The sequence below is a fragment of the Pseudomonas sp. App30 genome (assembly GCF_047947025.1).
In the GTDB taxonomy this organism is placed as follows: Bacteria; Pseudomonadota; Gammaproteobacteria; order Pseudomonadales; family Pseudomonadaceae; genus Aquipseudomonas.
On sequence record NZ_CP133165.1, the window covers coordinates 4,162,122 to 4,177,801 of the forward strand.

The following is a 15,680-nucleotide window of genomic DNA, read 5'->3' on the forward strand; positions in this document are numbered from 1 at the left end:
GAAATGACCGCCATCACCAACCAGACTTCGGGCGACCTGAACAACCAGAACGCCGAGATCCAGCAGGCCGCCACCGCGGTCAACGAAATGACCGCCGCGGTGGAAGAAGTGGCGCGCAACGCCGTGTCCACCGCCGACGCGTCCAGCGCCTCTACCCGCACCGCCCAACTGGGCCGCGAGCGCGTCGACACCACCATCATCGCCATCCAGCGCATGGGTGAGCGCGTCGAAGACGCCTCCGAGCAGGTCAAGGAACTGGCCGCCCACTCCCAGGACATCGGCAAGATCCTCGACGTGATCCGTGGCGTGGCCGAGCAGACCAACCTGCTGGCGCTGAACGCCGCCATCGAGGCCGCCCGTGCCGGCGAGGCGGGCCGCGGCTTCGCCGTGGTGGCCGACGAAGTGCGCGCCCTGGCTGGCCGCACGCAAACCTCCACTCAGGAAATCGAACAGATGGTCGCGGCCATCCAGCAAGGCACGGCCAAGGTGGTCGAGACCATGCAGGCCAACAACGACCAGGCGCTGTCGACCCTGGACACCGCCAAGACCGCCGGCACCGCCCTGGACGAAATCGCCGCGGCGATCTCGTTGATCCACGAGCGCAACATGGTCATCGCCAGCGCCTCGGAAGAACAGGCCCAGGTGGCGCGCGAAATCGACCGCAACCTGGTCAACATCCGCGACCTGTCGATCCAGACCTCGGAAGGCGCCGGCCAGATCGACGAGGCCAGCCAGTCGCTTTCGGGCCTGTCCCATGACCTGAAGAACATGGTAGGGCGCTTCCAGCTCTGACCCGGCCCGTGCCAACGGCTGTCTTTGTGGGAGCTGGCTTGCCAGCGAGTTTTTAGGGCCTCCACAGCTCGCTGGCAAGCCAGCTCCCACAACAACGTCGTAGCAGCGGACGCTGCCATGGGATGCGAGATATCCGTTCAAAGGTGCTGGCCGCCGTGCCACCAAGCCATCTACACTCGGGCATTCACTGGTACACGGAGGTTTTCCATGCGGCGCGTGGTGTTCAATCAGAAAGGTGGCGTTGGCAAATCGAGCATCGCCTGCAACCTGGCGGCGGTCAGTGCCCAGGAGGGCTATCGCACCCTGCTGATCGACCTGGATGCACAAGCCAATTCGACCCATTACCTGACCGGGTTGACGGGCGAGGACATCCCCATGGGCATCGCCGACTTCTTCAAGCAGACCCTGTCCTCCGGGCCGTTCGCCAAGAAGAACACGGTGGACATCTACGAGACGCCGTTCGACAACCTGCACGTGGTCACCGCCACGGCCGAGCTGGCTGACCTGCAGCCCAAGCTGGAAGCCAAGCACAAGATCAACAAGCTGCGAAAGCTGCTGGATGAGCTGGCCGAAGACTACGACCGCATCTACATCGACACGCCGCCGGCGCTGAATTTTTACGCGGTTTCCGCGTTGATCGCCGCCGATCGCGTGCTGATTCCCTTTGACTGCGACACCTTCTCGCGCCAGGCGCTGTACGGCCTGATCGCCGAGATCGGCGAGCTGCGCGACGACCACAACGAAGACCTGGAAGTGGAAGGCATTGTCGTCAACCAGTTCCAGGCCCGCGCCAGCCTGCCCCAGCAGATGCTCGACGAGCTGATCGCCGAAGGCCTGCCGGTGCTGCCGGTGTACCTCACCAGCTCCGTGCGCATGCGCGAATCACACCAGGCCAGCATGCCGCTGATCCACTTGGACCCACGGCACAAACTGACCCAGCAGTTCGTCGAACTGCACCAGCTGCTGGAAGCCAACGCCGCGGCTTAAATGCCCTGGCTGTTGAGCCACGCCAGCAGTTGCGGCAACGGGAACGCGCCGCTCTGGCGCGCCACTTCGCGACCGTGCTTGAACAGGATCAGGCTGGGGATCGAACGAATGTTCAATTGCCCGGCCAGCTGCTGGTTGGCCTCGCTGTCCAGCTTGGCCAGGCGGCAGCGGCCGCTCAGTTGGCCGGCGGCCTGCTGGAAGATCGGTGCGAAGGATTTGCATGGCCCGCACCATTCCGCCCACACGTCCACCAACAGCGGCAGGTCGCCCTTGATCTGGCTGGCGTAGTCGCCTTGCGTCAGGTCGAACGGCGTGGCCAGGATGACCTGGCCCTTGCAGCGCCCGCATTTGGGCGAGTCGCCCAGGCGTTCGGCGGGGATGCGGTTGAGGCCGTTGCAGTGGGGGCAGGGGATGACCAGGGGTTCGGACATGGTGGCTCCAGGTTTGGCAGTTTTGCAGATTCTACCGTTAAGCGAATCCCGTAGCAGCGGCCACAGGCCGCGTCAGCAGCGCCGCTGGACGCCGCCTGCGGCAGCTGCTACGGGCGTAGGGGTGGTCACGAGGAGCAACTGATTTCGAGGTGCTTGCCCCATTCCGGCGGCCGCTGGGCGTAGGCGTCCATGCCTTCCTGCGCTTCGAACGGCCTGGTCAGCACCTGGTGCAGCCGGCGCACTTCTTCGTAATCCCCTTGCTGGGCTGCATCGATCGCTTTCTGCGCCAGGTAGTTGCGCAGCACGTACAGCGGGTTCACCGCGTGCATGCGCGCAGTACGCCCGGCGTCGTCGCCATCGCGGGCAGTACGTTGCAGATAATCGGCGGCCCAACGGTCGAAGCCCTCGCGGTCGACGAAATCGTCGCGCAGCACCGCCACGGCGGCCGCCGCTGGCTGGTCGCCCAGGCGGCGGAAGAACAGGTTGTAGTCCACGCCGCTGTTCTGCATCAGCCGCAGCAGGCTTTCGACCATGGCCTTGTCGCCGTCTTCGGCGCGGGTGAAGCCCAGCCGGCGGCGCATCAGGTCCAGGTAGTGGGCCTCGTACAGCGGCAGGAACAGCTCCAGGGTCTCGCGCAGGGCCTCGACGCTGATGAACGGTGTCAGCGCCTGGGCCAGCGCGCTGAGGTTCCAGTGGGCGATGGGCACCTGGTTGCTGAAGCTGTAGCGGCCCTGGTCATCGGAGTGGTTGCAGATGAAGTTGGCGTCGAAGTCATCGAGGAAGGCGAACGGGCCGAAGTCGAAGGTAATGCCCAGGATCGACATGTTGTCGGTGTTCATCACCCCGTGGCAGAAGCCATAGGCCTGCCACTTGGCGATCAGCTCGGCGTTGCGTTCCAGCACGCTGCGGAACATGGCCAGGTACGGCTCGGGCTGCTCCAGGCATTCGGGGAAGTGCATGGCCAGCACGTGCTCGCCCAGCACCTTGGCCTGCTCCGGCTGCTTGGTGTAGTAGAAGTATTCGAAGTGGCCGAAACGTATGTGGCTCGGCGCCAGGCGCAGCAGCATGGCGCCGCGCTCCTGGGTTTCGCGCCATACCGGGGTGTCGGAGCCGATCACGCACAGCGCGCGGCTGCTGGGAATGCCCAGCGCGTGCAGGGCTTCGCTGGCGAGGAACTCGCGGATCGACGAGCGCAGCACCGCGCGGCCGTCGCCCATGCGCGAATAGGGGGTCAGGCCGGCGCCCTTGAGGTGCAGGTCCCAGTGCTGGCCGGCGTCGTTGTACACCTCGCCCAGCAGCAGCCCGCGGCCGTCGCCCAGGCGCGGGCTGTAGCCACCGAACTGGTGCCCCGAATACACCATGGCCCGCGGGTCGGCGTCGGCCCACAGCTTGTGGCCGCCGAACAGTTGGGCGAAGGTGGGGGAGTGGGCCTCGGTAGGGTCCAGGTCGAGCAGCGCCATGGCCGCATCACTGGCCACCACCAGGCGTGGATTGTCGAGGGGGTCGGGCAATACCGAGGTTGAGAACGCATCGCCCAGGCGGGCAAAGCGGTTGTCGAAGGTCAGTTCGTCGAGGGCTTTCAACGGCCATCTCCAGCAGAATGTCCGAGCATTCTGCTGGGGGATGGCCATGGCGTCCAGTCAGTCCAGATGAATGTCGGGCGGCTCGGGCCGGGTTTTCGCCTGCGGCTGGGCGTTGGGCAGCAGCTGTTCGTCGACCTTGTCCATCGGCACCATCTTGAACTCCTGGCCTTGGGTGTTCTTGAGGTACACCTCCATCTGCCGGAACGAGATGTTGATGTTGTTCTTCTTGAACTCGCGGTTGATGTAGCGGTTCATCTCGTCGAGCACCGGGTTGCGGTCGCCCAGGTCGCGCACGTGCATGCGCAACTCGTGGTCCAGGGTGCTTTCGCCGAAGTTGAGGAAGTACACGCTTGGCCCTGGGTCCTTGAGCACCCGTGGGTTCTCCTGGGCGCCCTTGAGCAGCAGCGCGCGCACCAGGTCCAGGTCCGAGCCGTAGTCCACGCCCAGCTTCAGGGTGACACGGGTGATGGTGTCGGTGAGCGACCAGTTGATCAGTTGCCCGGTGATGAACGTCTTGTTCGGGACAATGATGTCCTTGCGGTCGAAGTCGGTGATGGTGGTGGCGCGGATGCGGATCTTGCTCACCGTGCCCGACAGGCTGCCGATGGTGATGGTGTCGCCGATGCGCACCGGGCGTTCGAACAAAATCATGATGCCAGAGATGAAGTTGGCGAAGATCTCCTGCATGCCGAAGCCCAGGCCTACCGACAGCGCCGCCACCAGCCACTGCAGCTTGTCCCAGCTGACGCCCAAGGTCGACAGCGACGAGACGAAGCCGATGCCGATGATGATGTACGACAGCAGCGTGGTGGTGGCGTAGGCACTGCCCTGGGCCAGGTTCAGGCGCGACAGCACCAGCACCTCCAGCAGGCCTGGCAGGTTGCCCGCCAGGGCCACGGTGATGCCGACGATGATCAGCGCGCCCAGCAGGTCGCCGAGGCTGATGGGCACCATGCTCATGGTGGCGCCGGTGCCGCTGGTGTATTCGTAGAGGGTGATGTTGTCCAGGTAGGCGAACACGCTGATCAGGTCCGACCACACCCAATACAGCCCGGCGATGAACACGCCCATCAGCGCCAGGCGAATCAGGCGCAGGGACTGCTGGTTGACCTGTTCGATGTCCAGGGTCGGCTCTTCCACGGGGATCTCGCCGTCGCCGCTTTCCTTGGCCGCCTGGCGCTTGCTCAGGGCGCGCTGGTAGGCCAGGCGCCTTGCCGCCACGCTGAGGCCGCGGACGAAGGCGGCTTCGATCACCAGCCACAGCATCAGCAGGTACAGGGTGTCGATCAGCCGGTCGGTGAGCTTCAGCGCGGTGTAGTAGTAGCCGAAGCACACGGCCATGAACAACGCCACCGGCAGCGCCGTGAAGGCCACGCCCACCGCCTTGCGGAACAGCGAAGTGTTGCCGTGGGTGGGGCTGCTGAGCAGCAGGCGGCTGAGCAGCCAGGCCATCAGGGCGTAGCAGGTCAGCACCACGACGATGCCGATGACGTCGTCGGCCAGGGCCGAAGGCTGCAGCTCGGCCACCGCCACCACGGCCACCAGGGCCATGACCACGATGCCCAGGCGGCGGATCCAGTTGCGCAGGAACTCCACCTGGGGCTTCTGCCAGCGGAAGTGCACCTCGGCCACGCCGCCGGGCGCCAGTATCCGGTAGGCGGTGTAGAACACCAGCCAGGCCTGGGCCATTTGCAGCAGCGCCGAACCCAGGCTGGCGTTCTGGCCGCGGGCGTCTATCTGCAGGGCCAGGCCGCACAGCGCCAGGCCCAGGCCCACGGGAATGGCCAGCAGCACGTTGACCAGCAGCGCCTGGGGCGTGTGCCACTGGCTGTCACGCTTGAAGTGGCCAATGTCCTTGTGCACGCGGTTGAGGCGGTTGTGCAGGTAGCTGCGGCGCCACAGCAGCACGCCGATCAGCAGCAACAGCGGCACGAAGAACAGCGGCCGCTGCGCCAGGCCGTCGGCCAGCTCGCTGAGGCTGGAGGCCCAGGGCAGGGTGGTCAGCTGCTTGCTCAGGTGCGACGGCGCGCTTTCCAGCCAGTCGGGGTCCAGCGGTTTGTTGCTGGGAATCCAGAACATTTGCTCGTCGAGGGTGGCGCGCAGGCTCAGGGCGGTGCTCAGCAGCTGTTTCTGGTTCAACTGCAGGGTGATGGACTCGTTGAGCAGCGCGCTCAGCTCGCGGTTCAGGCGCTCCAGCAGGTCGCTGCGGGTGACCGCCAGGTCCAGCAACTGCTTGCGCAGTTGCGGCGTGACCTGCTCGGGCGGCTGCGCGGCGATCAGGCCGTCGACGTAGGCGGTGGGGCTGCTCAGGGCTTCGCGCTGCTGGTTGACCTCGAACTGGTACAGGCGGATGTCGGCGATCTCGTCCGCCAGGTTGCGGTCCACCTTCAGGTGCGGCAGCGCCTGTTTCTGCTTATAGAGGATCTTCGACAGCAGCAGGCTGCCCTTGAGCACGTTGATCTGCTCGTCCAGGGCCTGGTCGCTCTGGGTCAGGCTGTCCAGCTGCTGCTGGGTGTGCAGGTTCTGCTGGGTCAGGTCGTTGAGGCGGTCGGTGCTTTTCAGCAGGTAGTCCGACAGCTTGAGGTTGGTGGCGCTCTCGGTGGCCAGCACGCTGCTGCCGCCGGCCTTCTGCGCTTCGATGGACTGCTGCGTCACCGTCTCTTGCGACTGCGCCAGGCGCTTCTCGTTGATCAGCGACTGCAGGTCCTGGATTTCCTGGCTGATGCGCGAGATTTTCTCGAACACCAGGTCGTGCTGGCTGTTGCCCAGGTCCTGCAGCAGGGTGTTGCCGGCCAGCTCCTGGCGGCGCAGGGCAATCAAGGCGTTCAGCGAGGCCTGCTCGGCCAGCAGCTGGTTGCGCTGGTCGGCGGACACCACCTTGCCGTTGTCCTTGCCGGCCTTGAGGATGCCGTTGATCTGAGTGATGCGCGCCTGGCTGTTGCTGATCTCGGTCTGCGCCCGCTCCGGGCGGGTCTGGGCGGTGATGCTCAGGCTGTTGGCCTCGGTCAGCTGTTTCTGCAGGTCACCCTGCTGGGCGCCGCGGTCGTTGAGCAACTGCTCCAGCTGCGGCACCGACAGGTTGGCGTAGCGCTGGGCCACCGGGATCACCTTGGTGGCCTTCAGCTTGGTCAGCTCGCGCTGGTTCTCGCTGATCACTTGCGGGGCTTCGGTCAGCTGTTTCTTCAGCGCGGGCAGCTGGTTGTTGCTGTCGTCGCGGCTGGAAAGGTACGCCAGGGTCTGCTCCAGCACCTGTTGCAGGGCTTTCTGGTCGGCGTCCGACAGCTTGCGGTCGGCGATCTTGTCGATGCTTTGCTGCACGGACTCGCTGGTGGGTGGGTCGGCCGCGTGTACGGCGGTGACAGTCAGGCACAGCCCAAGCAGGGCTGCGGAGAAAAATGAGCGCAGTGAGGGCATAGTGAAAAGTCGTTTACAGCTCGAGAGAGAATGGCAGTTTAGAGGAAGAGTCCGGGCCCCGGCGCACTTCCTTCGGGCAGTTTGACGCCCACTTTCTGGATCTTGTTCCCGTCCATCACGGCCACGGTCCAGATTGTGTTGTTCCACACCACGTGGTCGCCCACCACCGGCGCGCCGCCAACCTTCTGCATGATGAAGTGGCTGAGCGGCGTCTGCGGGTCCTGGCCGTCGAGCTGCAAACCGTACAACGCGGCTACAGGCCCCAGTTCTGCGTCCCCTTCGAGCACGAAGTCGCCGAAGAAGCGCAAATCCAGACCCCGTTGCGGCGCCTGGCTGAACAGCTTTCCGAGTGCTGGCAGATTGTGTTCGTGGCCGATTACACAGAGCAAATCATCCACTTCCAACACCGTACTACCCGACGGATGGAGCAGTTCCTGGCCCCTGAACAGGGCCGCGATGCGGGTGCCCTCGGGCATTTTCAGCTCGCGCAGCGGCGAGCCGATGCACCATTTTTCGGCGCCCAGCTTGTACACGAACAGCTCCCACTCGCTGGTGACGTGCACCTCCAGCGCCGAGCGGGAAATGGGCGCCGGGTCCGGCGGCACGGTGACCTTCAGCAGCTTGGCCACCCACGGCAGGCTGGTGCCCTGCACCAACAGCGACACCAGCACGATGAAGAACGCCAGGTTGAAGTACAGCTGCGCCTCGGGCAGCCCGGCCATCAGCGGGAACACCGCCAGGATGATCGGCACCGCGCCGCGCAGGCCTACCCAGGAAATGAAGGCTTTCTCACGGCCGTGGAAGGCCTTGAACGGCAGCAGGCCGACGAACACCGACAGCGGCCGTGCTACCAGGATCATGCCCAGCGCCAGCGCCAGGGCGGGCAGGGCGATGGGCAGCAGGTCGTGGGGCGTGACCAGCAGGCCCAGCACCAGGAACATGCCGATCTGCGCCAGCCACGCCATGCCGTCGAGCATGTGCAGGATGCCGTGGCGGCTGCGGATAGGCTTGTTGCCCATCACCAGGCCGCACAGGTACACGGCCAGGAAGCCGCTGCCGTGCAGGGCGTTGGTCAAGGCGAACACCACCAGGCCGCCAGCGACCACCAGGATCGGGTACAGGCCGCCGGCCAGGTTGATGCGGTTTACCAGCTGCAGCATCACCCAGCCGCCGCCCAGGCCGATGACGGCGCCGATGCCGAATTCCTGCACCAGGTGGCCCAGCAGGCTCCAGTGCAGGCCGGTCTGGTGGCTGGCGAGCATATCGATCAGGGTCACGGTGAGGAACACCGCCATGGGGTCGTTGCTGCCCGATTCGATCTCCAGGCTCGCCGTTACCCGCTCGTTCAGGCCCTTGCCGCCCAGCAGCGAGAACACCGCCGCAGCATCCGTGGAACCGACGATGGCGCCGATCAGCAGGCCCTGGATGATGTTCAGGTTAAACAGCCAGGCGGCCATCATGCCGGTCAGGCCGGTGGTGATCAGCACCCCCACCGTGGCCAGCGACAGCGCCGGCCACAGCGCCACGCGGAAACTCGCCACCCGCGTGCGCAGGCCGCCGTCCAGCAGGATCACCGCCAGGGCCAGGTTGCCGACCAGGTAGGCCGTGGGGTAGTTGTCGAAGATGATACCGCCGCCGTCGACGCCGGCGGTCATACCCACCGCCAGGATGATCACCAGAATCGGGATGCCCAGGCGCGAGGAGAGGGAACTGACCAGAATGCTAGCACCTACCAGCAACGCGCCGATCAAGAACAGGCTGTTGATGGTCGTCGCATTCAAAGGCAGTACTCCCTAAAACTGAGGTGGCGAAACAGCCTGCATCATGCAGGCTGCGTGCCAAGGGATTCTAACCTGTGCAAATGTACCCATGTCAAAAAGGTTCGTGTTTTGGTGGCCGTGACGCGGCCCCGTGTACCTCGTCGATCGCGTTGCAGGCAACGCGGTTTCAAGACAATGCTGCTATGTGTGCGATGGGCGCGACTGCTGTAGCCGCTGCCGCCAGGCTGCGCTGGCCCCGGCGTGCACTGAAGATTTTCAGCGTGGAGAAGGGCCAGCGCAGCCTTCGGCAGCGGCTACGCCGAATCCGCGTAGCAGCTGCCGCCAGGCTGCGTCCGGCTGCGGCGCGTTATGCCTGGGAATGCGCGGCGCCTGCGGACGCGGCCTGCGGCCGCTGCTACAGGAACCCCGTTACGCGGTGCCCCCGTAGCAGCTGCCGAAAGCTGCGTCATCGATCACGCGCCTAAAACCAACTGTCAGCCATCCCCAGGCAAGTATCGTCCCGGCTCTGCAGCAAATGCAGGTCGTGATGACAGGCCGGCAGCTCCCACGTCAGGAAATACCGCGCTGCCTGCAGCTTGCCCTGGTAGAACTCGCGATCCACGGCGTTACCCCTGTCCAGCCCCTCCTGCGCCCGAATCGCCTGCTCCAGCCAGCGCCAGCCAATCACCGTATGGCCGAACACCTTCAAATAAAGCGCCGAGTTCGCCAGGGTGCCGGTGACCTGCCCCTTGGCCAAATCGCCCAGCAGCCCCAGGGTCACGCCTTGCAGCGCGGTCAACATGGTTTCCAGCGGCTGGCGCAGGGCGCTCAGCGAGTCATGCGCCTGGGCGCGCTCGCAGGTCTGGCTGATCAGGCGCATCAACTGCTTGAGCCCGGCGCCGCCGTTCTGTGCCAGCTTGCGGCCCAGCAGGTCCAGCGACTGGATGCCATGGGTGCCTTCGTGGATCGGGTTCAGGCGGTTGTCGCGGTAGTACTGTTCCACCGGGTATTCGCGGGTGTAGCCGTGGCCCCCGAGGATCTGGATCGCCAGTTCGTTGGCCTTCAGGCAGAACTCCGACGGCCAGGATTTGACGATAGGCGTCAGCAGGTCCAGCAGCTCGTGGGCCTGGCGGCGCACCTCGTCGCTCTCGCCGGTCAGGGTGTCGTCGAACAGCCGCGCGGCGTACAGGCCCAAGTCGAAGGCGCCTTCCACGTAGGCTTTCTGGGTCAGCAGCATGCGCCGCACGTCGGCGTGGTTGATGATCGCCACCGGCGCGGTGGTCGGGTCCTTGGCATCGGGCAGGCGGCCCTGGGGCCGTTCGCGGGCATAGTCCAGGGAGTACAGGTAGCCGGCGTAGCCCAGCATCACTGCGCCCATGCCGACGCCGATGCGTGCCTCGTTCATCATCTGAAACATGTAGCCCAGGCCCTGGTGCGGTTTGCCCACCAGGTAGCCGACGCAGTTGCCGTTATCGCCGAAGTTCAGCGCCGTGGAGGTGGTGCCGCGCCAGCCCATCTTGTGGAACAGCCCGGCCAGCAGCACGTCGTTGCGCGGGCCCAGGCTGCCGTCGTCGTTGACCAGGAACTTGGGCACGATGAACAGCGAAATACCCTTCACCCCCGGCGGCGCGTCCGGCAGCTTGGCCAGCACCAGGTGCACGATGTTCTCGGACAGCGGGTGGTCGCCGCCGGAAATGAAGATCTTGTTGCCCTTGAGGCGGTAGCTGCCGTCGGCGGCAGGCTCCGCACGGGTACGGATGTCCGACAGCGACGAGCCGGCGTGCGGCTCGGTGAGCGCCATGGTGCCGAAGAAACGCCCGTCGATCATCGGTTGCAGGAAGCGGCGCTTCTGCTCGTCGCTGCCGAAGCTCTCGATCAGGTTGGCGGCGCCCATGGTCAGGAACGGGTACGAGGTGCTGCCGGCGTTGGCGGCCTGGAAATGCGCGAAGCAGGCCTGGGACAGCAGGGTCGGCAGCTGCATGCCGCCGTCCTCGAACGCACGGGCGGCGTTGAGGAAGCCCGCCTGCAGGAAGGCATCCACTGCGGGTTTCACTTCCGGGATCAGCACCGCGGCGCCATGTTCATAGCGCGGCTCGTTCTCGTCGGCCTTGCGGTTGTGCGGCGCAAAATACTTCTCGGCAATGCTGCGCGCGGTGCTGATGGCAGCGTCGAAGGTCTCGCGGTTGTGCTCGGCGAAGCGCTCGCGCTGGGTCAGGCTTTCGGCGTCCAGCACTTCGTACAGCTCGAAAGCCAGGTTGCGGGCGCTGAGGAGGGTCTCGGACATGGCGGCATCCTTTTATTTGATGCGCCGAGTGTAGAAGCGAGGTGGGGTGGGGAACAGCAAGATAGATGGCGGTGATGATGGAACGCAGGCAAAAAAAAGGCGCCCGTGGGGCGCCTTCTCGGTGTTGCAGCTATCAGCCGATGGTCATCAAACTGGCATTCCCCCCCGCCGCAGCGGTATTCACGCTCAACGCACGTTCGATCACCAGCCGCTCCAGGGCGATGTTGCTTTCGCCGTGGGACAGCCCCTGCACGCCAACGATGGCGCCGGCACGCTTGGCCACTTGCTGGCACACCGCGCGCAGTTGGTCGGAGTCACCGTGGTGGATGACGGCGTCGAACACCACTTCGTCCTTGGTCCACTCCGGCACCAGCTGGATGCGAGCCTGTACTTCCTTCGGCAGGCGCGCGCGCAGCGGTTTGGCGATCTCGCCTTCCGGCCATACGGCGGTGCTGCCCACGGCCAGGGCGGCGGCCAGTTGCACCAGCAGGTCGGCTTCCTGGTCGGCCAGGCACAGCACGTGTTCGCGCGGCAGGATGCTGTAGCTGTTGCGCTCGCCGGTAGGGCCTGTCAGCTGGCGGGTCACGCCGCTTTGCGACTGCTGGGCGAATTGGCCGCACAGGGTGGCCAGTTCCGCGTGCTGGTTGCTGCCGGCCCAGGCTTGCAGGGCTTGCAACGGCTTGGCCATGGCGTCGCGCAGGCGCACGTCGGGGGCGGCTTCGCTGTCGGCGCGCTTGAAGGTGTGCTCGATGGCGCCTTCAGGGCGGGTGGACAGCAGGCGGTACAGGTACAGCGGGCCGCCGGCTTTCGGGCCGGTGCCCGACAGGCCTTCGCCGCCGAACGGCTGCACGCCCACCACGGCGCCGACGATGTTGCGGTTGACGTAGACGTTACCGGCGTTGACGTTGTCGATGACCTTGGCGATGGTCTCGTCGATGCGGGTGTGCACGCCCAGGGTCAGGCCGTAGCCGGAGGCGTTGATCTGCTCGATCAGCTGGTCGAGGTTCTTGCGGCTGTAGCGCACCACGTGCAGCACCGGGCCGAAGATTTCGCGTTGCAGCTCGTCGAAGCTGTCCAGTTCGATCAGCGTTGGCATCACGAAGGTGCCGCGCTTCACTTCCTCGGCGTCGGCGATGGCCACCTGGTACACGGCGCGGCCTTTGTCGCGCATGCCCTGGATGTGCTTCTCGATGCCGGCCTTGGCTTCGGCGTCGATCACCGGGCCGATGTCCACGGACAGGCGCTCGGGGTTGCCCAGGCGCGATTCGGCCATGGCGCCCTTGAGCATTTCGATCACGCGGTCGGCGGAGTCTTCCTGCAGGCACAGCACGCGCAGGGCCGAGCAGCGCTGGCCGGCGGAGTCGAAGGCCGATGACACCACGTCGATGACAACCTGCTCGGTGAGCGCCGAGGAATCGACGATCATCGCGTTCTGGCCGCCGGTTTCGGCGATCAGCGGGATCGGCCGGCCCTGGCTGTCCAGGCGCCCGGCGATGTTGCGTTGCAGCAGGCGCGCCACCTCGGTGGAACCGGTGAACATCACGCCTTTCACGCGCTCGTCACCTACCAGGCGCGCACCCACGGTTTCGCCGCGGCCCGGCAGCAGTTGCACCACGCCCTCGGGGATGCCGGCTTCCAGCAGCAGGCGCACGGCCTGGGCTGCCACCAGCGGGGTCTGTTCGGCCGGCTTGGCCAGCACCGGGTTGCCGGCGGCCAGCGCCGCGGCGACCTGGCCGGTGAAGATCGCCAGCGGGAAGTTCCACGGGCTGATGCACACCACCGGGCCTAGGGGGCGGTGGGCGTCGTTGCTGAAATCGTTGCGGGCCTGCACCGCGTAGTAGCGCAGGAAATCCACGGCCTCGCGCACCTCGGCGATGGCGTTGGCGAAGGTCTTGCCGGCCTCGCGGGCCAGCAGGCCCATCAGCGGCTGGATCTCGGCCTCCATCAGGTCGGCGGCGCGTTCCAGGATGGCGGCGCGCTCGGCCGGCGGGGTGGCCTGCCAGATCGGGCCGTTGCTCATGGCGCACAGAATGGCGTTGTCGACGTCGGCGACGGTGGCTTCCTGCACGTGGCCGACCACGTCGCGGTGGTCGGACGGGTTCAGCACTGCCTGGGCCACTTCGGTGCTGGCGTCGCAGCCCAGCATGGGCGCGGCTTTCCAGTCGGTGTGGGCGGTGCTCAGCAGCGCGCACGACAGCGACGCCAGGCGGTGTTCGTTGGCCATGTCGATGCCGGCCGAGTTGGCGCGTTCGCTGCCATACAGGTCACGCGGCAGCGGAATGCGCGGGTGCGGCAGGCCGGTGGTGCCTTCCTGGGTGGCCATGCGTTCGATGGTGCTGACCGGGTCGGCCACCAGTTCCTGGATGGAAATGGAGGTGTCGGCAATGCGGTTGACGAACGAGGTGTTGGCGCCGTTTTCCAGCAGGCGGCGTACCAGGTAGGCCAGCAGCGTTTCGTGGGTGCCGACCGGTGCGTACACGCGGCACGGACGGTTCAGCTTGCCATCGGCGACCTTGCCTACCACCTGTTCGTACAGCGGTTCGCCCATGCCGTGCAGGCACTGGAACTCGTACTGGCCGGGGTAATAGTTCTGACCAGCGATGTGGTAGATGGCCGACAGGGTGTGGGCGTTGTGCGTGGCGAACTGCGGGTAGATGACTTCCGGCACCGACAGCAGCTTGCGTGCGCAGGCGATGTAGGAAACGTCGGTGTACACCTTGCGGGTGTACACCGGGTAGCCTTCCAGGCCTTCCACCTGGGCGCGCTTGATCTCGCTGTCCCAGTAGGCGCCCTTCACCAGGCGAATCATCAGGCGGTGGCGGCTGCGGCGCGCCAGGTCGATGACGTAGTCGATCACGTACGGGCAACGCTTCTGGTAGGCCTGGATCACGAAGCCGATGCCGTTCCAGCCAGTCAGCTGCGGTTCGAAGCACAGGCGCTCGAGCAGGTCCAGGGACAGCTCCAGGCGGTCGGCTTCCTCGGCGTCGATGTTCAGGCCGATGTCGTATTGCTTGGCCAGCAGGGTCAGCGACAGCAGGCGCGGGTACAGCTCGTCCATCACGCGCTCGTACTGGGCGCGGCTGTAGCGCGGGTGCAGCGCCGACAGCTTGATGGAGATGCCCGGGCCTTCATAGATGCCGCGGCCGTGGGAGGCCTTGCCGATGGAGTGGATGGCCTGCTCGTAGGAAGCCAGGTACTTTTGCGCGTCGTGCTCGGTGAGCGCGGCTTCACCGAGCATGTCGTAGGAGTAGCGGAAGCCCTTGGCTTCGAACTTGCTGGCGTTGGCCAGGGCTTCGGCGATGGTTTCGCCGGTGACGAACTGCTCGCCCATCAGGCGCATGGCCATGTCGACGCCCTTGCGGATCATCGGCTCGCCGCTCTTGCCGATGATGCGGCTCAGGGACGAGGTCAGGCCCGCTTCGTTGTGCGTGGACACCAGCTTGCCGGTCAACAGCAGGCCCCAGGTGGCGGCGTTGACGAACAGCGACGGGCTGTTGCCCAGGTGCGGCTGCCAGTTGCCGTTGCTGATCTTGTCGCGGATCAGCGCGTCGCGGGTGCCCTTGTCGGGGATGCGCAGCAGCGCTTCGGCCAGGCACATCAGCGCCACGCCTTCCTGGGAGCTCAGGGAGAATTCCTGCAGCAGGCCCTGGACGATGCCGGCACGGCCGCCGGCGCTCTTTTGGTTGCGCAGTTTTTCGGCGATGCCGGCGGCCAGCTTGTTGGTGGCCTCGGCCATGGCGGCGGGCAGGCGCGCCTGCTCCAGCAGCATCGGCACCACTTCGGGTTCGGGGCGGCGGTAGGCGCCAGTGATGGCCGCGCGCAGCACCGATTGCGGCAGGATGCTCTCGGCGAACTCCAGGAAGCACTGGTGGGCGTGGTCGGCCTGCAGGTCGCCGGCGTCGTCGTTGGCCGAATGTGGCTGGCCGTTGAGTTCAGGCAGGGTGGCGCCACCCTCGAGCTTTTCCAGGTAATTGAAAATCGCCTGCTTGATCAACCAGTGCGGGGTGCGGTCGATGGACTGCGCAGCTGATTTCAGTCGCTCGCGGGTAGGGTCGTCAAGTTTGACCCCCAGGGTGGTCGTCGCCAATTTCTTGTCCTCATCAAGGCCACGTAGGTGTGGCAATAAAGCCGGCGGCAAGATTAGCCGTTGCTCACGGTAGGGTGCAACTAGGTGCAACCCGTATTTCGATGAAAAGTTGCACCTGTCATCGACTTGCTTTTTTTGTGTGGCGAATCTGCACAACGGCAGTGCGCGGCGCGCGCCCAATGCTCCCAAAGGAAGCAGAAGCAAGGCTTTGCGGGCGGCAGCCGGCTGTTGTGTAACAAGGTGCAACTTGCAGGCCATTTTGGTTGCGCCCTGTCCGCTGATCGCACCAAAATGCACTTCGTTGGTGCAACCCTTTCCCGGGGCATCAGCCTCCGTGCAAAA

At 65.6% G+C, this 15,680-nt stretch carries 8 protein-coding genes; 2 read left to right on the forward strand and 6 right to left on the reverse strand.

Annotation, left to right across the window (positions count from 1 at the left end; all coding sequences use genetic code 11):
- Window positions 1–3 precede the first annotated feature (3 nt).
- Window positions 4–792 (forward strand): methyl-accepting chemotaxis protein, encoded by a 789-nt coding sequence (locus tag RAM80_RS19480; protein WP_416427526.1) that lies wholly within the window; start codon window positions 4–6, stop codon window positions 790–792.
- Window positions 793–999: 207 nt separating this feature from the next.
- Window positions 1,000–1,779 (forward strand): ParA family protein, encoded by a 780-nt coding sequence (locus tag RAM80_RS19485; protein ID WP_416422082.1) that lies wholly within the window; start codon window positions 1,000–1,002, stop codon window positions 1,777–1,779.
- Here RAM80_RS19485 and trxC read toward each other — a convergent pair.
- From trxC to putA, 6 genes are all read right to left on the reverse strand, one after another.
- A complete protein-coding gene (gene trxC / locus RAM80_RS19490; protein ID WP_416422083.1) occupies window positions 1,776–2,210 on the reverse strand; it encodes a thioredoxin TrxC in 435 nt (144 codons plus the stop codon). The genes RAM80_RS19485 and trxC overlap by 4 nt on opposite strands.
- Window positions 2,211–2,335: 125 nt before the next feature.
- A complete protein-coding gene (gene selO, locus RAM80_RS19495; protein ID WP_416422084.1) occupies window positions 2,336–3,793 on the reverse strand; it encodes a protein adenylyltransferase SelO in 1,458 nt (485 codons plus the stop codon).
- A gap of 57 nt (window positions 3,794–3,850) precedes the next feature.
- Window positions 3,851–7,207 carry a mechanosensitive channel MscK gene (gene mscK / locus RAM80_RS19500; protein WP_416422085.1) on the reverse strand — a complete coding sequence of 1,119 codons (3,357 nt, stop codon included), beginning with the start codon at window positions 7,205–7,207 and terminating at the stop codon, window positions 3,851–3,853.
- Window positions 7,208–7,245: 38 nt separating this feature from the next.
- Window positions 7,246–8,988: a potassium/proton antiporter gene (locus tag RAM80_RS19505; RefSeq protein WP_416422086.1), complete on the reverse strand. Its 1,743-nt coding sequence runs from the start codon at window positions 8,986–8,988 to the stop codon at window positions 7,246–7,248.
- Window positions 8,989–9,448: 460 nt separating this feature from the next.
- Entirely contained in the window at window positions 9,449–11,251 is a 1,803-nt protein-coding gene (locus RAM80_RS19510; RefSeq protein ID WP_416422087.1) for an acyl-CoA dehydrogenase, read from the reverse strand.
- Window positions 11,252–11,384: 133 nt separating this feature from the next.
- Entirely contained in the window at window positions 11,385–15,338 is a 3,954-nt protein-coding gene (gene putA, locus RAM80_RS19515) for a trifunctional transcriptional regulator/proline dehydrogenase/L-glutamate gamma-semialdehyde dehydrogenase (RefSeq protein ID WP_416422088.1), read from the reverse strand.
- Window positions 15,339–15,680 lie beyond the last annotated feature (342 nt).